This is a genomic window from Hydrogenophaga intermedia (genome assembly GCF_023715105.1).
Classification (GTDB): Bacteria; Pseudomonadota; Gammaproteobacteria; order Burkholderiales; family Burkholderiaceae_C; genus Hydrogenophaga; species Hydrogenophaga intermedia_A.
The window spans coordinates 146,194-163,446 of record NZ_JAMBNO010000002.1; the positions used below are offsets into that span (position 1 = coordinate 146,194).

At 66.1% G+C, this 17,253-nt stretch carries 19 protein-coding genes; 9 read left to right on the forward strand and 10 right to left on the reverse strand.

From position 1 onward, the window contains the following. Positions 1–19 precede the first annotated feature (19 nt). The 5 genes from M3149_RS02410 to M3149_RS02430 form a co-directional block, all read right to left on the reverse strand. Positions 20–2,278, reverse strand: a complete 2,259-nt coding sequence (locus M3149_RS02410) for a methyl-accepting chemotaxis protein (RefSeq protein ID WP_251707739.1) — start codon at positions 2,276–2,278, stop codon at positions 20–22. Positions 2,279–2,338: 60 nt separating this feature from the next. Further along, positions 2,339–2,878 carry a chemotaxis protein CheW gene (locus tag M3149_RS02415; protein WP_251707740.1) on the reverse strand — a complete coding sequence of 180 codons (540 nt, stop codon included), beginning with the start codon at positions 2,876–2,878 and terminating at the stop codon, positions 2,339–2,341. A 19-nt stretch (positions 2,879–2,897) separates the two neighbouring features. Further along, the gene (locus tag M3149_RS02420; protein WP_251707741.1) at positions 2,898–3,263 is read right to left on the reverse strand and encodes a response regulator; all 366 of its coding nucleotides are present in this window, start codon (positions 3,261–3,263) and stop codon (positions 2,898–2,900) included. Next, a complete protein-coding gene (locus tag M3149_RS02425) occupies positions 3,263–3,658 on the reverse strand; it encodes a response regulator (RefSeq protein ID WP_435370721.1) in 396 nt (131 codons plus the stop codon). Before M3149_RS02425 ends, M3149_RS02420 begins: the two co-directional genes overlap by 1 nt. 94 nt (positions 3,659–3,752) lie before the next feature. Next, on the reverse strand, positions 3,753–3,926 hold the full coding sequence (locus M3149_RS02430; RefSeq protein ID WP_251707743.1) for a rubredoxin: 174 nt from the start codon (positions 3,924–3,926) through the stop codon (positions 3,753–3,755). A 154-nt stretch (positions 3,927–4,080) separates the two neighbouring features. On the opposite strand from M3149_RS02430, the gene thiD reads away from it, so the two are divergent. Further along, positions 4,081–5,022, forward strand: a complete 942-nt coding sequence (gene thiD / locus M3149_RS02435) for a bifunctional hydroxymethylpyrimidine kinase/phosphomethylpyrimidine kinase (protein ID WP_251707744.1) — start codon at positions 4,081–4,083, stop codon at positions 5,020–5,022. After that, entirely contained in the window at positions 5,019–6,332 is a 1,314-nt protein-coding gene (gene hemL, locus M3149_RS02440) for a glutamate-1-semialdehyde 2,1-aminomutase (RefSeq protein ID WP_251707917.1), read from the forward strand. Before thiD ends, hemL begins: the two co-directional genes overlap by 4 nt. Before the next feature lie 69 nt (positions 6,333–6,401). Here hemL and purH read toward each other — a convergent pair whose 3' ends face one another. Genes purH through dusB form a run of 3 tightly spaced genes read right to left on the reverse strand, consistent with a single transcriptional unit; the run spans position 6,402 to position 9,328 of the window. Continuing rightward, positions 6,402–7,985, reverse strand: coding sequence for a bifunctional phosphoribosylaminoimidazolecarboxamide formyltransferase/IMP cyclohydrolase (gene purH / locus M3149_RS02445; RefSeq protein ID WP_251707745.1), 1,584 nt, complete (start codon positions 7,983–7,985; stop codon positions 6,402–6,404). A gap of 27 nt (positions 7,986–8,012) precedes the next feature. Continuing rightward, positions 8,013–8,270 (reverse strand): Fis family transcriptional regulator, encoded by a 258-nt coding sequence (locus M3149_RS02450; protein WP_251707746.1) that lies wholly within the window; start codon positions 8,268–8,270, stop codon positions 8,013–8,015. Between the two features lie 35 nt (positions 8,271–8,305). Further along, positions 8,306–9,328, reverse strand: coding sequence for a tRNA dihydrouridine synthase DusB (dusB, locus tag M3149_RS02455; protein WP_251707747.1), 1,023 nt, complete (start codon positions 9,326–9,328; stop codon positions 8,306–8,308). A 170-nt stretch (positions 9,329–9,498) separates the two neighbouring features. On the opposite strand from dusB, the gene M3149_RS02460 reads away from it, so the two are divergent. The 4 genes from M3149_RS02460 to M3149_RS02475 all read left to right on the forward strand — a co-directional run bounded on the left by M3149_RS02460 (position 9,499) and on the right by M3149_RS02475 (position 12,084). Continuing rightward, positions 9,499–9,981 (forward strand): YqaA family protein, encoded by a 483-nt coding sequence (locus M3149_RS02460; protein ID WP_251707748.1) that lies wholly within the window; start codon positions 9,499–9,501, stop codon positions 9,979–9,981. 31 nt (positions 9,982–10,012) lie between these two features. Next, positions 10,013–11,173 (forward strand): MFS transporter, encoded by a 1,161-nt coding sequence (locus tag M3149_RS02465; RefSeq protein WP_251707749.1) that lies wholly within the window; start codon positions 10,013–10,015, stop codon positions 11,171–11,173. A 61-nt stretch (positions 11,174–11,234) separates the two neighbouring features. Next, positions 11,235–11,708, forward strand: coding sequence for a type III secretion system chaperone (locus M3149_RS02470; protein WP_251707750.1), 474 nt, complete (start codon positions 11,235–11,237; stop codon positions 11,706–11,708). Between the two features lie 52 nt (positions 11,709–11,760). Further along, positions 11,761–12,084 carry a hypothetical protein gene (locus M3149_RS02475; protein WP_251707751.1) on the forward strand — a complete coding sequence of 108 codons (324 nt, stop codon included), beginning with the start codon at positions 11,761–11,763 and terminating at the stop codon, positions 12,082–12,084. A 306-nt stretch (positions 12,085–12,390) separates the two neighbouring features. Here the strand turns inward: M3149_RS02475 and ychF are convergent, their stop codons facing one another. Beyond that, positions 12,391–13,482 (reverse strand): redox-regulated ATPase YchF, encoded by a 1,092-nt coding sequence (gene ychF / locus M3149_RS02480; protein WP_251707752.1) that lies wholly within the window; start codon positions 13,480–13,482, stop codon positions 12,391–12,393. A 165-nt stretch (positions 13,483–13,647) separates the two neighbouring features. On the opposite strand from ychF, the gene M3149_RS02485 reads away from it, so the two are divergent. Beyond that, positions 13,648–14,793: a tyrosine-type recombinase/integrase gene (locus tag M3149_RS02485; RefSeq protein WP_251707753.1), complete on the forward strand. Its 1,146-nt coding sequence runs from the start codon at positions 13,648–13,650 to the stop codon at positions 14,791–14,793. A 32-nt stretch (positions 14,794–14,825) separates the two neighbouring features. On the opposite strand, the gene M3149_RS02490 is transcribed toward M3149_RS02485, so the two are convergent. Further along, complete coding sequence (locus M3149_RS02490) at positions 14,826–15,551, reverse strand: hypothetical protein (protein WP_251707754.1); 726 nt, start codon at positions 15,549–15,551, stop codon at positions 14,826–14,828. Between the two features lie 259 nt (positions 15,552–15,810). On the opposite strand from M3149_RS02490, the gene M3149_RS02495 reads away from it, so the two are divergent. Then, positions 15,811–16,353, forward strand: coding sequence for a demethoxyubiquinone hydroxylase family protein (locus M3149_RS02495; protein ID WP_251707755.1), 543 nt, complete (start codon positions 15,811–15,813; stop codon positions 16,351–16,353). 34 nt (positions 16,354–16,387) lie between these two features. Beyond that, complete coding sequence (locus M3149_RS02500) at positions 16,388–16,951, forward strand: hypothetical protein (RefSeq protein WP_251707756.1); 564 nt, start codon at positions 16,388–16,390, stop codon at positions 16,949–16,951. Positions 16,952–17,253: the final 302 nt, after the last annotated feature.

Below are 17,253 nucleotides of genomic sequence, written 5' to 3' on the forward strand. Positions count from 1 at the left end.
AGCGGAACGGGTTGTGGGATCAGGCGATCTTGAATCGCGCCACCGACTGACGCAGTTCTTCGGCCATGGCCGAGAGCTCGCGCACCTGCTGTGCCGTGGAGCGCGTGCCCTCACCGGTCTGCTCGGTCACCGCGAAGATGTGCTGGATGTTGCCGGCCACCTCGTTGGCCGACTCGGCCTCGCGGGAAGCGGCGTTCGAGATCTGTTCAATCAGGTCGGCCAGTCGGCGCGACACGCGATCGATTTCAGACAGCGCGGTACCCGCGTTGTCGGACAGCTTGGCCCCTTCGACCACACCCTGCGTGGAGCGCTCCATGGCGGCCACCGCGTCCTGCGTGTCGGTCTGAATGGTCTTCACCAGCGCGGCAATCTGGCGCGTGGCGTCGGCGGAGCGTTCGGCCAGTCGCTGCACTTCTTCAGCAACCACCGAGAAGCCGCGGCCGGCTTCACCGGCCGACGCGGCCTGGATGGCGGCGTTCAAGGCCAGCACGTTGGTCTGTTCGGTAATGTCCGAGATCAGTTCGGTGATTTCACCAATCTCCTGCGAGGATTCGCCCAGGCGCTTGATCCGCTTGGAGGTTTCCTGGATCTGGTCGCGGATGGCGTTCATGCCGCCGATGGCGTCCTGCACGGCCTTCAGGCCGGACTCGGCGGCAGTCAGCGAAGCGCGCGCCACGTCGGCCGATTCCTGCGCCTGGTTGGACACCTGGTTGATGCGCTGCGCCATGTCGAGCACAGACTGGCCGGTTTCGCGGATCTCGCGCAGCTGCTCGGTGGAGGCCGCCAGCAGTTCGGTCGAGGTGTTCTCCACCGCCGACGTCGTCTGCGCCACGCGGGTGGCCGTGGCCTGCACGTTGCCCACCAGCGAACGAAGTTCTTCCACCGTGTAGTTCACCGAGTCGGCGATGGCGCCGGTGATGTCCTCGGTCACGGTGGCTTCCTGCGTCAGGTCACCTTCGGCCACTGTCTGCAGTTCGTTCATCAATCGCAGAATGGCCGCCTGGTTGGCGTCGTTCACGCGCTTGGCTTCCTGCTCTTGCGCCTCGGCGGCGAGTCGCTGGGATTCGGCCACCATCTGGCGCGCACGGCTGTCCTGCAGTTGCACGTAGGCCAGGCCGACAGCACACAGCAAGGCGAAGCCGGCGGAGAAGGCCAGGGCCAGCAGCTCACCACCGCCGATGCCCGAGCGGCCGGACAAGTCCTGCTGCAGTTTTTCGAGACCGATACGCAGCGGTTCGCTGTCCGCCACGATGCCCGCCTGTGCCTCACGGGCAGACACCAGGCCTTGCAGATTGCCCAGGATGGCGCCGGCCTCGGTGCGGGTGGCTTCGTAGCTCTGCAGCAGCGCCGTCAGGCGCTCACGCACCTGCTCGTCGCGCGCCGGTGCCAGGCGCAGCTCTTCGCTGCCCTTGAGCAGGCCTTCGGTCAATTCCTTGAACGTGATCAGGTCCTTGCCGAGCAGGAACACGGCCTCCGGACTCACGCCTTCGAGCGTGAGGAATTCGTTGGCCGATTTGCCGATGCGCTGCGTGAGCATCACGAGCTGGCCGGCAGCGGAGATCTCGGCGGCGGGCGCGTTCTGCTGCAGCTTGAGCGATGCGATCGTCTCGGCAATTTCCAGCAGGTCGGAAGACTGGCGGTTGATGGTGCGCAGCGCGGTGCCCACCTGCGTCAGCGTGGCCTGCTGGTTCAGCACGGTGCCGGCGTTGCGCTCTGCGGTATCCACACGGGGCAGCAGTTCGTCCAGAGCGCCGCTGAAGTCACCACCCACGGGTTCGATACCGAGGTTGTTGTCACCCTGCTTCAAGCCACGCAGGCTGGTGGCCAGCACGGTGGCGCTGTCGCGCACTTCCGGGAACGCGGAAGGGGCGCCCACCATGGCCTGCGACACGCTCTTGGCCAGACGCTGCGACTGCATGAGCGCCTGACCGCTGGCCGCCACCTGACGACTGATCTTCTCGGTCTGGCTCAGGGTGAAGAAGGTGACCGCACCGAGCACCAGCAGCGCAAACGCCAGCAGCACGGCCAGCGAACGCTGGTGCTGTTCCGCTGGCCGGCGACCGAGCACCGGCAGGGAGACCAGCGCGTCGCGACCGGAATCGGACTCGTCGTCCGTGATCAGCAGGTTGTCGCCCAGATCACCGGCGCTGTCGTCGGGTGCGAGCCGCGCCGCTGCCAGCTCGGCGATCTCCTGATCGGTCGCCTTGGAGAGGTCAGGCTCATCGGCGTCCTTGCCCTTCTTGGAGAAAAGACCCTGAAAGCGATCCAGCGTGGCCATGTTTTTACCTTCCAACTCAGAACAGGTGACGGAAACGTCGGGTGCCGTGTGTCGGCATCTTCAGGCCGCAATGGCCAGGAACTCGGGCTCGTTGACGAGCAGTTGCAGGTCCAGCTCCTGCCAGGCCTGCCCGCTGTCGTCGATCAGGAGGCGGGTGATGAACGTCGGCGCGTCGGCAGGGCGCTGCGCCACGGACTTGAAGGCCCCCGGGTTGCGCAAACCCAGCAGGCGATCGATCCAGAGGACCGCGTTGAGGCCCAGCGCGCCGTGCAGACTCACCAGCCGGGCATCGGAGGTGACGCGGTCGGCCGTGCGTTGCACCGGGCGCGCGGCATTGCCCTGCAGCAAGCCGGCCAGGTCCACGACGCCATTGAGGCCACCGCGCAGGTTGGCCACGCCCACGTACCAGGGTTTGGTGTACGGCACGGGCTGTACCGCGGACCAGGGAAAAATCTCGCCCGACTGCACCAATGGCAGCAGGAGCTTGTGCCCGCCAGCCTCGATGGCCAGCCAGGTCGCCGTCAAGGCTTCGGTCTTGGCCGCCGTGAGGCGCTGGGCCAGGCGTTCCTGCAGTTCCTTGAGCGACTGTCGTTTGGCCATGCTGTGGTCGGTAGCCAGGTCAGGCCAGCGCGCGGATCTTGGACAGCAACTCGTCGCCGTTGACCGGCTTGGTCACGTAGTCGCGCGCGCCCTGGCGCATGCCCCAGACGCGGTCGGTCTCCAGGTTCTTGCTCGTGCACATGACGATGGGAATGCTCGAATACTGTGGGTCACGCGTGATGGCACGCGTGAGCTGAAAACCATTCTGTCCGGGCATCACCACGTCCATCAGGATGAGGTCAGGCTTTTCCTCGCCGAGACGACGAAAGGCCTCGTCGGCATTCTCGGGGGTGCGAACCGTGTAGCCATTTTTGGTCAACAGATCCGACAGGACCATGAGCTCGGTCTTGGAATCGTCGACGACGAGGATCTTCTGGATGGGCATCAGGACACTCCGTTGAGGTTGGTGCCGAACTGCTGCACCGCATGCAGCAGCTGGTCTTTGGTGAAAGGTTTGGTGAGGTAGTCCTGCGAGCCGACCATGCGGCCACGGGCCTTGTCGAACACGCCGTCCTTGGACGAGAGCATGACAACGGGAATACCCGCGAACCTGGCGTTGCGCTTGATGATGGCGCATGTCTGATAGCCGTCCAGGCGCGGCATCAGGATGTCGCAGAAGATCAGATCGGGCTGGTAGTCGTTGATCTTGGCCAGGGCGTCAAAGCCGTCATCGGCCAGCAGGACCTCATGCCCGCCTTGCTTCAGGAATATCTCGGCACTGCGCCGGATGGTGTTGCTGTCGTCGACGACAAGAACCTTCAGGGCGGACGTTGCGCTCACGATGGACGGACTCCTCAACACCATCTGTGACGACGCGGCCAGCCCACCCCGTCACATGGAACAACCGGCTGCCGAGCGAGCGCCCGTCAACCGGTCAGATTTGCACCATTTCGAAATCTTCTTTGCGAGCGCCGCACTCGGGGCAGGTCCAGTTCATCGGAACCTCGGCCCAGGGTGTTCCCGGCGGTACGCCATGCTCGGGCGCGCCAGTGGCCTCGTCATAGATCCAGCCACAGATCAGGCACATCCAAGTCTTGCTATCGGTCATGGTTTTCAGGGTCGGTATCGTAGAATGCAAGAATTGTATCTAGCCTGTTCAAGCGCTCTGCGGCGTGATTTCACAGGCGAATGGCCACGATACTGATGCGTGCAGGGCACGCCCCGGGTGAGCCCACCGCCTTGTGCCCTGCGGGCCTGCCTCCATGCCATCCCCTTCAGACCAAGACCCTTCCACCGCCGCTGACCGCCCCGGCGAAGCCAGCCTGCCCTGCGTCATGGCGTTCAACGCCAACGATCCGAGCGGCGCCGGCGGCCTGAGTGCCGACCTCACCGCAATGAGCAGCGCGTCGGCGCACGTGCTGCCGGTGGTCACGGGCACCTACGTGCGCGACACCTCGGCGGTGCAGGATCACATCGCCTTCGATGAAGAGGCGGTGACCGACCAGGCGCGCTGCGCGCTGGAGGACATGCCGGTGCAGGCGTTCAAGGTCGGCTTCGTCGGCACGCCCGAGAACCTGAGCGCGGTCGCCCAGATCACCAGCGACTACGCCGAGGTGCCCGTCGTCACCTACATGCCCGACCTCTCATGGTGGGACGAACTCGCCATCGAGAACTACCTTGACGCGTGCACCGAGCTCTTGCTGCCGCAGACCACGGTGCTGGTGGGCAACCACAGCACCTTGTCGCGCTGGCTGTTGCCCGAGTGGGAGGGCGACCGCCCGCCGGGCCCGCGCGAGGTGGCCCGCGCCGCGGCGGTGCATGGCGTTTCGTACACGCTGGTCACGGGCATCAACGCGGCCGACCAGTTCCTTGAAAGCCACCTCGCCTCACCCGAAACCGTGCTGGCCACCGCGCGCTACGAGCGCTTCGAGGCCACCTTCAGCGGTGCGGGCGACACGCTGTCGGCCGCGCTGTGCGCCCTGATCGCTGGCGGCGCCGACCTGCAGACTGCCTGCGCCGAGGCCCTCACCTACCTGGACCAATGCCTGGACGCGGGCTTCCAGCCCGGCATGGGCAATGCCGTGCCCGACCGCCTGTTCTGGGCCCACGATGACGACGAGGCCGAGGCCGAACCCGGCGCCGAACCCGCCTCGGACAGCACGCTCGACGCCGACGACTTCCCACTCGACACCACCCGCCACTGACACCGACCATGACCGACCGCAACGCCGATCTGTTCGAACGCGCCAAGACATTGATCCCCGGAGGCGTCAACTCGCCCGTGCGTGCCTTCCGCGCCGTGGGTGGCACGCCGCGCTTCGTGCAAAGCGCACAAGGCGCGCACTTCTGGGACGCCAACGGCCAGCGCTACATCGACTACATCGGCTCCTGGGGTCCGATGATCCTGGGCCATGGCCACCCTGCGGTGCTCGAAGCCGTGCAGAAGGCCGCGGTGGACGGCTTCTCGTTCGGGGCGCCGACCGAGCGCGAGGTGGAGCTCGCCGAGGCCATCGTCGAACTCGTGCCCAGCCTGGAGATGGTGCGCCTCGTGAGCTCGGGCACCGAAGCCGGTATGAGCGCGATCCGCCTGGCGCGTGGCGCCACCGGCCGCAAGAAGATCATCAAGTTCGAGGGCTGCTATCACGGCCACGCCGACGCGCTGCTGGTCAAGGCCGGCTCGGGCCTGGCCACCTTCGGCAACCCCACCAGCGCGGGCGTGCCGCCCGAGGTGGTGCAGCACACGCTGGTCCTCGCATACAACAACGTGGCGCAGCTGGAGGCCGCGTTTGCCGAACATGGCAGCGACATCGCGTGCCTGATGATCGAGCCGATCGCGGGCAACATGAACTTCGTGCGCGCCAGCGTGCCCTTCATGAAGCGCTGTCGCGAGCTGTGCACACAGCACGGCGCGCTGCTGGCCTTCGATGAGGTCATGACCGGCTTTCGCGTTGCGCTTGGCGGCGCGCAGAGCGTGTACGCAAAGCTCATCCCCGGCTTCGAGCCCGACATGACGGTGATGGGCAAGGTCATCGGCGGCGGCATGCCGCTGGCGGCCTTCGGCGGCAAACGCGCGGTGATGGAGCAGCTCGCGCCGCTCGGTCCGGTCTACCAGGCGGGCACGCTCTCTGGCAACCCGGTGGCCACGGCCTGCGGGCTGGCCACGCTGGCACAGATCCGCCAGCCCGGCTTCTTCGACGCGCTGGCAGCGCGCACGCGCTCGCTCGTGAGCGGGCTGAAGGCCGCGGCTGACGCCGAGGGCTTGCCCTTCTGCGGCGACAGCGAAGGCGGCATGTTCGGCTTCTTCCTGCTGCCCGAGCTGCCGCAGCACTACCAGGCGGTCATGAAGACCGAGGGCGCAAAGTTCAACAACCTGTTCCACGGCCTGCTCGATCGCGGTGTCTACATCGCGCCTGCGTTGTACGAGGCCGGCTTCGTGAGCGCCGCCCACAGCGAGCAGGACATTGCCGAGACCGTTGCAGCCGCTCGCGAGGTGTTCCGACAGCTGGTCCGGTGACGACGCACGGCCCTCAGCAACGCAAAAGGCCGCCCACGGGCGGCCTTTTGCATGGGTGCCAGGACCGCGTCAGTGTCTGAAGTGCCGTACGCCGGAGAACACCATCACCACCCCGCGCTCGTTGGCAGCGTCGATGACTTCCTGATCGCGCATTGAGCCGCCTGGCTGGATGACACAGCTTGCTCCAGCGTCCACCACCACGTCGAGACCGTCGCGGAACGGAAAGAAGGCGTCGCTGGCCACCGCCGTGCCTTGCAGCGAGAGCTTCGCGTGGCCAGCCTTGATGCTGGCGATGCGCGCCGAGTCGAGCCGGCTCATCTGGCCCGCGCCCACGCCCATGGTCATGCCGTCCTTGCAGAAGACGATGGCGTTGGACTTGACGAACTTGGCCACCTTCCACGCGAACATCAGATCGTCGATCTGCTGCGGCGTGGGCTGCAGCGTGGTGACGACCTTGAGATCTTCGCGCTGCAACACGTGGTTGTCGGCGCTCTGGATCAGCAGGCCCGAGCCCACGCGCTTCACATCCGACAGGTTCAAGCCCTGGTCCCACGCCGTGGGTCCACCGGGCGGCAGCTCGATCTGCAGCACGCGCACATTGGCCTTGGCCTTGAACACGGCCAGCGCCTCGGGCGAGTAGCCCGGCGCCATCAGCACCTCGACGAACTGCTTGCTGATCGCCTCGGCCGCCGCGCCGTCGAGCGGACGGTTGAGCGCGATGATGCCGCCGAAGGCGCTGGTGGGATCGGTCTGAAAGGCCTTCTGGTAGGCCTGCAGCGGGCCGCTACCCACGGCCACACCACAGGGGTTGGCGTGCTTGACGATCACGCAGGCCGGCTGCTCGAAACTCTTGACGCATTCCCAGGCGGCATCGGCGTCGGCGATGTTGTTGTAGGAGAGCTCCTTGCCCTGCAGTTGCTTCGCCGTGACCAGCGAGCCCGGCGCGGGGTACAGGTCGCGGTAGAACGCCGCGGTCTGGTGGGGGTTCTCGCCGTAGCGCAGGTCCTGCAGCTTGACGAAGCGGCCGTTGGCCTGCGCCGGGTAGGCACTGCGGCGCGGCACCTCGGCGGTTTCGTCGAACTCGATTGCGGAGAGGTAGTCGCTGATGGCCGCATCGTAGTTGCTGATGCGGTTGAAGGCGGCCACCGACAAGGCAAACCGCGTCTTGAGCGTCAGGCCACCAGCCTTGAGCTCCTCCACCACGCCCGCGTATTGCGAGGCATCGGTCAGCACCGCCACGTCGCGCCAGTTCTTGGCGGCGCTGCGCACCATGGCCGGGCCCCCGATGTCGATGTTCTCGATCGCGTCGGCCAGCGTGCAACCCGGCTTGGCCACCGTCGCCTCGAACGGGTAGAGGTTGACCACCAGGATGTCGATGGTGGCAATGCCATGTTCCTTCAACGCAGCCATGTGCGCGGGCAGATCACGGCGCGCCAGCAGGCCACCGTGCACTTTGGGGTGCAGCGTCTTCACGCGACCGTCGAGCATTTCCGGAAAGCCGGTGACCTCGGCCACCTCGGTCACGGGCAGGCCTTCTTCGGCGAGCAGCTTTGCGGTGCCGCCGGTGGAGAGCAGTTGCACACCGAGCGCGTGCAGCGAGCGGGCGAGGTCGACGATACCGGTCTTGTCGGAAACGGAGATGAGGGCGCGCATGGATGGGGAGGAAAAAGGAGGAAGGGATCAGTCGATCAAGCCGTGCTCGAGCAGCTTCTTGCGCAGCGTGTTGCGGTTCAGGCCGAGCCATTGGGCGGCACGCGACTGGTTGTGCTGGGCCTGCTCCATCACCACCTCGAGCAGCGGGCGCTCCACGGCACGCACGAGCATGTCGTGCAGGTTGGCCGGCTCGGTGCCATCAAGGTCACGGAAATAGGCTTGCAGGCTGTTGCGGACGCATTCGTCCAGCGGGTTGCCGGGCGGGTTGTTCTTCTTGGTGCTCATACGGCGGCTCTGTCGGCGGAGTTCGGGCAACGAAGTCAGGCAGCGAGTTTCCAGGCGGGGGACTCGCGGGTGTCGATCCAGGCGTCGAAGGCATCGGCCACCACACGGCGTTGCGCATCGATGGTGGCACTGGCGTTGACGCGCGCGCGAAAGTGCGCGACCTCCTCGCGCGACAGCGGCAGCGATTGCGCGTACCAGCCCAGGTGCTTGCGTGCGCTGCGCACGCCGGTGTCTTCGCCATACAGGCTGTAGTGATCGTCCAGGTGTTCGAGGAGCCAGCCGCGCACCTCGGCAAGGTCGGGGGCAGCGAGATGCTCACCGGTGGCCAGGTAGTGGGCGATCTCGCGAAAGATCCAGGGCCGGCCCTGCGCTGCGCGGCCGATCATGATGGCGTCGGCCCCGGTGCGCTGCAGCACCTCGCGCGCCCGCTCGGGTGAATTGATATCACCGTTGGCGACCACGGGAATCTTTACCAGGCGCTTGATGTGCGCAACGGTGTCGTGCTCCGCCTGCCCTTTGTAGCCCTGCTCGCGTGTGCGGCCGTGCACGGTGAGCATCTGCACACCCGCGGCCTCGGCGGCCAGTGCGAGCACCGGCGCATTGCGGGCCGAATCGCACCAGCCGGTGCGCATCTTCAAGGTCACCGGCACGCCGTGCGGGGCACAAGCCTGCACCACGGCCTCGACGATGGCAATCGCCAGGGTCTCATCCTGCATGAGTGCGCTGCCGGCCCAATTGTTGCAGACCTTCTTGGCCGGGCAGCCCATGTTGATGTCGATGATCTGCGCGCCACGATCGATGTTGTAGCGCGCAGCGTCGGCCATCATGGCCGCGTCGGTGCCGGCAATCTGCACCGCGATCGGCGCCGCTTCGCCCTCGTGGTTGGCCCGGCGCGAGGTCTTCAGGCTGTCCCAGAGGTCACGCCGGCTGGTCACCATCTCGCTCACCGCGTAGCCGGCACCGAGGCGCTTGCACAGTTTGCGGAACGGCCGATCCGTCACACCCGCCATCGGCGCGACGAACAGGGCATTGGGCAGGCGGTGGGGCCCGATCTGCATGGTAGGGGGGGGTGGGTAGGCGCGAGGGGGGAGCGGCGGATTGTAGCTGCCTGCTTTTTCAGCAACCTGGGCACGACGCGGCTGCAACGCGGGTGCAAAGTGTGGCCATAAACCCTGGCGACAGGCGCTGTACAGGGCTCGGCCACAATCAGCGCCCTGCCTGTCGCCCCATGCCCGCCTGGTTTTCCACCCTTGCCCAATGGCTCGCCCTGCCCGAGGTCGGCCTGACCACCGTCTTCGTGGTGGCCTTCGTCTCGGCCACCTTGCTGCCCATGGGCTCGGAGCCGGCGGTGTTCGGTCTCGTGAAGCTCAATCCCGAGCTGTTCTGGCCGGCCATCCTGGTGGCCACCGCCGGCAACACGCTGGGGGGCGGGGTGAGCTGGCTCATGGGCCTGGGCACGCACCGGCTGGTGGACCGCGCACGCGGCAGCAGCACCGAGCTGCGCGCCCTGCAGTGGCTCGAGCGCTTCGGCCCCAAGGCCTGTCTGCTGAGCTGGCTGCCCGTAGTGGGCGACCCGCTGTGTGCGGTGGCGGGCTGGCTTCGTTTTCCCTTCTGGCCCTGCATGATCTACATGGCCATCGGCAAGTTCGTGCGCTACCTCACCATGACGGCCGCACTGCTGTGGGTCTTCCCGGGCATGTTCACCCCATGAGCGCAGCCGCGCACATCACGAAGGCTCTACCTTGACCTCACCTGCCCTGCCGCGCGCCTTGTGGGCGCTCATGGTCGGCAACTTCGTCATCGGCACGGGTGTGATGGTGGTGCCCGGCACACTCAACGACATCTCGACATCGCTGGGCGTGTCGATTCCGCAGGCGGGTCAGTTGATCACCGCGGCTGCCATCCTGATGGGCGTGGGCGCGCCGCTGTTCGCCACGCTGGTGGCTGGCTGGGATCGCCGCCGCCTGCTCGCCTGGTCTCTGGTGTGGTATGGCCTGCTGCACGTGGCCTGTGCTCTCGCGCCCAACTACGCTGCACTCATGCCCTTGCGCGTGCTGGCGGTCATCGCGCCCGCCGTGTTCACGCCCCAGGCCGCGGCCAGCGTGGGCCTGCTGGTGCCCGACCACCAACGCGGACGTGCCATCACCTTCGTGTTCCTGGGTTGGTCCGTGGCGTCCGTGATGGGCATGCCGCTGTCGGCCTGGATCGGCGGCGAACTCGGCTGGCGCTGGGCGTTCGGACTGGTGGCACTGCTCTCGATGGCCAGCGGCCTGTGGGTCTGGCGCGCGATGCCCGACGGCATCCGCCCGGCGGCGCTGTCGCGCCAATCGTGGGGCATCACCCTCGGCTCTGCGCCCCTCATGCTGACCGTGGGGGTGACGCTGCTCTTCGCGTTCGGCCAGTTCACGCTGTTCTCGTACTTTGCGCCCTACTTTGCTCAGACGCTCGGCCTGGGCGGCGCCGGACTCTCACTGCTGTTCCTGTGGTTCGGCGCCTTCGGGCTGCTGGGCAACGTGCTGGTCACGCGCTGGATCGACCGCACGGGCGCCGCGCGCGCCGTGCTGCTCACGCTGGGCCTGATCTCGCTGAGCTTGCTGCTGTGGCCGCTGGGTCGCGGCAGTTGGTGGCTGCAGGCACTGGTGGTGGTGCCCTGGGCGCTGGGCTGCTTCTCGGCCAACTCGGCCCAGCAGGCGCGGCTGGTGCACCAGTCACCCGTGCTCGCGCCGGCCACGGTGGCGCTCAATACCTCAGCCATGTATGGCGGCCAGGCCCTGGGTGCCGCGCTGGGCGGGCTGCTGATCGCGCAGGGGCAGATGCTGAACCTGCACTGGGTGGGCCTGGCGGTGATGGCCATGGCCATGGCCTTGAGCGCCATCGTGGGGCGAGCCAACCGGTTGCATTGACGGCGATGGAACCGCCAACTGACGGCGGTTACCCACCATGGGCCAACTTCCCACAGGTCCCATGAACGCCCTCACCTCCCCCGACACCGCCGCCCAGTGCCTGGTGGCCGCTGCCGAGTACTGCGAAGCCCTGGAAGCCGTCGTCGAAATGGCGCCCGGGGTGTGGTTCGTGCACTTCGAAACCGGCGGGGAATGCCTGGTCGAATGGGCGGACGAGCCCAGGCGGCTGGTCGTGACGGCCGGTGTCGGTGAGCCGACCGCCCAGGCCAGGGCAAGCATCCACGCCAGTTGCCTGACGTTCAACGCTCTTTGGAGCTCGCTGGGGGCCATGCGGCTCGCCAAGGACGACGACGGGGATCAACTGCTGCTGGTCAACGACCTGGTCTGCGAGGGCGAGAACCTGCCTGTGCAACTGGCCAACAACCTGTTGCGTCACGAGGGTCTGCGCCTGTTCTGGAGCATGGTGATCGACAGCGCCACCGATGGTCAAAGCGTTTCGCAATCCATGGATCTCCTTTCGGCGCAACGCGCCTGAATCGGCGTATGCCCTGGCTGCGCCCTCTGCAAGTCCACGCCGACATCTGCCCATGAGTTCCACCTCCGAGCCCACTGCCACCGCCACTGACGCCAGCGACCCTGCCGCCCCTGGTGCGCCGACAGCGTTGCCCGGCGGGCGCACGCTGTTCGCCCGCCCTGGCGCAGACAAGCCCGCTGCACCCGACGCCCGGGCACAGGCGCGCCGCCATCACCTGCAGGCCCACGCGGAGCGCGCACAGGCACGGCGCGAGGCCCTGCTGGCCCTGCTGCGCAGCAGCGCGCTGGGTGAGTTGGTGCGTGTCGATCCCCAACTCCAGCGCGATGTCTCCAAGCTGATGGCCTTCGTGCTGGACGACCTGGCGCCCCCGCTGTGAAAGGCCCGGCCTTGTGCCTGGCGCGAACCTTAAGCGCGCCGGACCGTTGAAGGGATTTCACAGCAGCACCTCGCAAGGGCTCCGCTCGGCGACCATGCGGCACATGCCGACCTGACGAACCACGTGCTCACCCTGGTTCCCGCCAACGGCGAGGCATCCACTTCCACGTTGCGCCAGGCGGTGATTGCCCTCAACGCCCACATGCTGGGGCGAGGCAACGCCGGCGTGGATCAATAGACTGCTGGCGCCGCCAGCAAACGCCAGGCCTGACCCAGCCCAGAGCGGCTGAGCAGCACTTGCGTGCGCTCAGCCGCTGAACAGGAAGTTCATCACGTCGCCGTCCTGCACGACGTAGTCCTTGCCCTCGGCGCGCATCTTGCCAGCCTCCTTCGCGCCCTGCTCACCCTGGTGGGCGATGTAATCGGCAAACGCGATGGTCTGGGCGCGGATGTAGCCCTTCTCGAAATCGGTGTGAATCACGCCCGCGGCCTGCGGGCCGGTGTCGCCCTTGTGGATGGTCCAGGCGCGCACTTCCTTCTCGCCGGCGGTGAAGTAGGTCTGCAGCCCCAGCAGGCTGTAGGCAGCGCGGATCAGGCGGTTCAGGCCGGGCTCTTCCTGGCCCAGCTCCTTCAGGAATTCGAGCCGGTCGGCGTCGTCCATCTCGGACAACTCGGCTTCGATCTTGGCGCAAATGGCCACCACCGGCGCGTGCTGCGCGTCGGCATAGGCCTTGAGTCGATCGAGCAAGGGGTTGTTCTCGAAACCGTCCTCGGCCACGTTGGCCACGAACATCGCGGGCTTGGCGGTGATGAGGAACAGCGGCTTGAGCAGCGCGCGCTCTTCCTTCGACAGATCGAGCGTGCGCACCGGCTTGCCCTCGTTGAGCGCAGCCAGGCATTTCTCAAGCAGCACGAGCAGCTTCTGCGCTTCCTTGTCGCCCGCGCGCGCCGTTTTCTGCGCGCGCTGGATGGTCTTTTCCACCGTGGACATGTCGGCCAGACACAGCTCGGTCTGGATCACCTCGATGTCGGCGATCGGGTCCACACGACCCGCCACGTGGATGACGTTCGGGTCCTCGAAGCAGCGCACCACGTTCACGGTGGCATCGGTTTCGCGGATGTGCGCGAGGAATTGGTTGCCCAGGCCTTCACCCTTGCTGGCACCGGCCACCAGGCCCGCGATGTCCACGAACTCCACGATCGCCGGCACCACACGCTGCGGCTTGACGATCTCGGCCAGTTGCGCCAGCCGCGGATCGGGCACCTCCACCACGCCGGTGTTGGGCTCGATGGTGCAGAAGGGGTAGTTCTCGGCCGCGATGCCGGCCTTGGTGAGGGCGTTGAAGAGCGTGGACTTGCCCACGTTGGGCAGGCCCACGATGCCGCATTTCAAGCTCATGAAAAGTCCTTGTAAATCAACCCCATCTGCACCATCGAGCCCAACACCGGCGTGGTCGAGGTGCCCGATTCGCGCGGTGCGCCCGAGCCGGGCGCTGGTCTGGAAGTGGGTGGGGGAGCAGCGGCTTGCCGAGGCGTTTGTCCTCGTTTTGCCTGGGAGAAACTGGTGCCGATTGTACTAATCAGCGAGTCCTTGCTCCTTCGTGCCACGGTGCGCGACGGGCGCATCCTGCGCGACCGCATGCTCAGCGGCTTTTGCGTGCGCATGAACCCACGCAAGGTGACGTTTCGGGTCGCCACGAGCGTGGCAGGCAAGCAGTTCCGCATGAACCTGGGCCACTGGCCGCTCATGAGCGTCGAGGAGGCCCGAGCACAGGCCATGGAGGTTCTCGCCAAGTGCCGCCGGGGCGAACGCCCGCACAGGCCCGCAGCCCCTGCCCCGTCGCCCACCCTGCGGGAGGTCTATGCCGACTACTGCCGCGACAAGCGCATCAAGCCGTCGAGCCAGTCGCGCTATGAATCGCTGCTGCGCACGCACTTCGGTGCCTGGCTCGATCGGCCCGTGTCGGAGCTGGGACAGCTCGAGTTCACCGAGCACTGCCGGGCGTTCGCGCAGCGCAGCGGCGCGGCCTTGGTCGAGTTGGCCCGTGGCGTGGTGGGCGCAGTCATCAAGTACGCGAACGCGCTGCACGGCCTGGAACTGGCTTCGCCTTTCGCCAAGCTGGCTGCGGTGGGCCTGCTGCCGGAGCGCGCCCAGCCCCGCGCCCGGGTGCTGCAGGAGGCCGACCTCCCCGCCTGGCGCGCGGCGTTGGACAAGCTGGGCGAGCGCCAGCGCGACTTCCTGCTCCTGACGCTCTACACCGGCCTGCGTCGCAACGAGTGCGCAGACCTGCGCCGGGATCAGATCGACCTCGTGGCGGGCGTCCTGAGCGTTCCTGAGACCAAAAACGGCAAGCCACACAGCCTGCCCATCACGCCGGCCATGCGCGAGATCCTGGAACGGCGCTGCGCGGGTCTGGAGGCGGAGGGCGCGTTGTTTAAGGGCGTGGCGGCCGGGCACCTCTCGAAGATGGCCGTCCGGGTGGGCGCACCCGCGTTCATGTTGCACGACCTGCGCAAGCTGCTGGCGACCGTCGGCGAACGGCTGGGTGTGGGTGACGCGGTGCTGCGCCGCATCTTGAACCACACGCCCCAAAAGGGCGACGTGCTGCACCGGCACTACGTGCAGCTCGGCGTGGAGGACGTCAAGGCACCAATGGAGCGCATTCAGGCCAGTCTCGACGCCGCAATCACAGCGCAATGTCCTGGCTGACGAGCCATGCTGGCATCACAGCCGACCGCCGCTCAGGGAGCAATCTGTGGAACGCCATCGGGAAAAATCTCCTGCAGGCGCACAAGAAGGGTTTTCTGATACTCGGCCACCTTGGGGTCCTTAGTACGTCCGTTCTTAGCGAGGTCGAAAAGCATCCCCGCCGCGCCCAGGATCACGGTAGCTGCGTTCTGGGCTCGAAAGTACACAAACCGCCACTCCAAGCCAACGTCAAGCTCGGGATGAAGTAAGGGCGCGGCGATCTTTCCCGATGGATGAACTGCCATGTCGCGGGCCGCGTACATCGCCCGGAGGTTCGAGCGAAGGACTGCCGCCCCCTTCGGCTTGAGCACGAAGGCGCGCCTCACGGTCTCAGCGACTTGCGTATAGCGAGCAGTACGCCCACGTCGCCAAGCCTCTGCCATGGACGCAGGAATGGTGACGTGCTCGCGAAGAATGGAGTACAGGGCGTCCCAGGCGATCGCTGCCGACATGATGGCGAGCATCGATGCCTCAAATTCAGTCTCCAGCGCCTCTGCCTTCGCCTCACCATCAGATCCAGCCCACACCTCGTTCCTCCGATCCCTTGCCTGCTGGGCGTCGTCCAAGTGCCTCTTGGCCATCTTTATCCAAGTTGGGCAGACGTCGAATCGAACGTGAAGTGTGATGGGGTCGCCCTCAACCTCACCGTCGTCCCTGATCCGGATCGAAAAGCTGGGGATGGCGACCTGCATTCCACGTGTGATGAAGATGCCTGGCATGGCTTTCCTCGCTTGTACGCAGTGAGTATCCAGTACCCACATAACCGTATGCACAATTGCAGAGCAACGGAGCTTTTTCTCGCAGCATCCCCAACTCCAAGCCATATCTTCTTATAGGGCGAACCCATAGGCCGCATAAGCGCGCGGTGCGGCAGCACGGCTACCCCCCTAGTTTGGATCCGCGGTTAGCATGAGCCCCATCGCAGCCCCAGGCGGGCCAACGAAGTCAGCCACACACCAAGTTCAGGGAGGCGACGCAATGACAGAGGGCAACGACGAGAAGTCAGCGCAGAAACTCGCGCGGCGACACCTTCGAATCATGCACGCTTGCGAGAAGGGCGCTACCGGGGTGTACTGGGGGCATCGCTTGGTCGCCTCGCTTCTATTTCGCGACCTCATCCCCCAGCTAACCGAGATGCACGGGCATGAGGTGGAACATTTCGCCGTGTTTGGAGGCCTCATGCGGGCACGTGGTGTACGGCCAGTTGTGGTGCCGACTCTGTGGTGCGCGGGCGGGATTGCCTATGGAGTGCTGACTGCGCTCGGTGGGCGCCGAGCCGTGTGGCGGAGCACGGCCGTGATCGAGGGCATTGTGGAGCGCGAGCTAACCGAGGCGGCCCGCTTCTTCAAGGGGAGAGACCGCGAAGTCCACCGGGCGATCGAGGTCATCCTGCAGGACGAGCTCGCCCACAAAACTCAAGGTGAGGCAAACAGCCCGGGAGAGCAAGCGGTGGACAAGTTCGTCACGCCCCTGGCAAAAGCGGGTGCGCAGGCCTCCAAGACATTCGCTGAGCGGCTCTGAGGCTGCTTTACCTGTTTGAATGCACGACAGTGCCATGGACAGATCGAAGCTCCGCCGCCACGCTGAAGCGGCCTTGGCCTTTTGTGGCCTGCTGGTAGTGCTCGCCGGCTCGATAGGGGCTGGGTTGTCGCTGTTGGTCGGTACAGTAAGCGCGTTGTCTGCATTGAAGAGTGCTCCAGTGCTTGCATCGCTTGGTCCACTGGTCGGGCTGGCTCTGATGCCAGCCTTCTACCTCGTCGCGGTAGTAATCGCCCTCTGGCCGGCCGCCATTGCAGGAGCGCTGTTCTTCCTGGCCGCAGCGAGCTCACTACTGAACCGGGTTCCTGTGTACTTAGTGCCCCTTCTGTGCGCCGGCTTCGGGCACCTGGGAGCCAATCTGGCCAATCTGTCCTTCGGTGGCGCGGCGTTCACCTGGAAGGGAGGGTTGCTCGGTTCCCTGCTCGGTTTTGTCAGCGGGGCGGCATTGTTCTGGCTTCCACCGCTACGCCCACTGTCGGACCATCTGCGGCGAGTCCGGGCCTCCGACGAATCCCGCCAGCGCGCTGGCGGCACATCGCAAACCACCGCATCCACTACGATGCAATCCCCCGGGCTCTAAAACACAGCGCTACGAAATCTGGGGGCAGCGCACCACCGATAACCAAATGCCCCACTCGATGGGGCTTTTGCTTTTGGTCCTCGGGGCGAATGGAATAGTTGTTCTGAGGTGCGATCTGCAACGGGCATGACGATCTGGAGCGTGCCGGGCCGGACTGATCGTTGAGGGCGATGCCACCTTTCTCTCCAGCGTCAACGCCAGAAACAGTGATGGCCGCCCTTGGATGGGCTTCGCAGTGTGCAGGCTTTGGTCCTCGCTTTGAGTTGTCCCGTCGCGGTCGGCAGCATGGATTGCATTGCCAA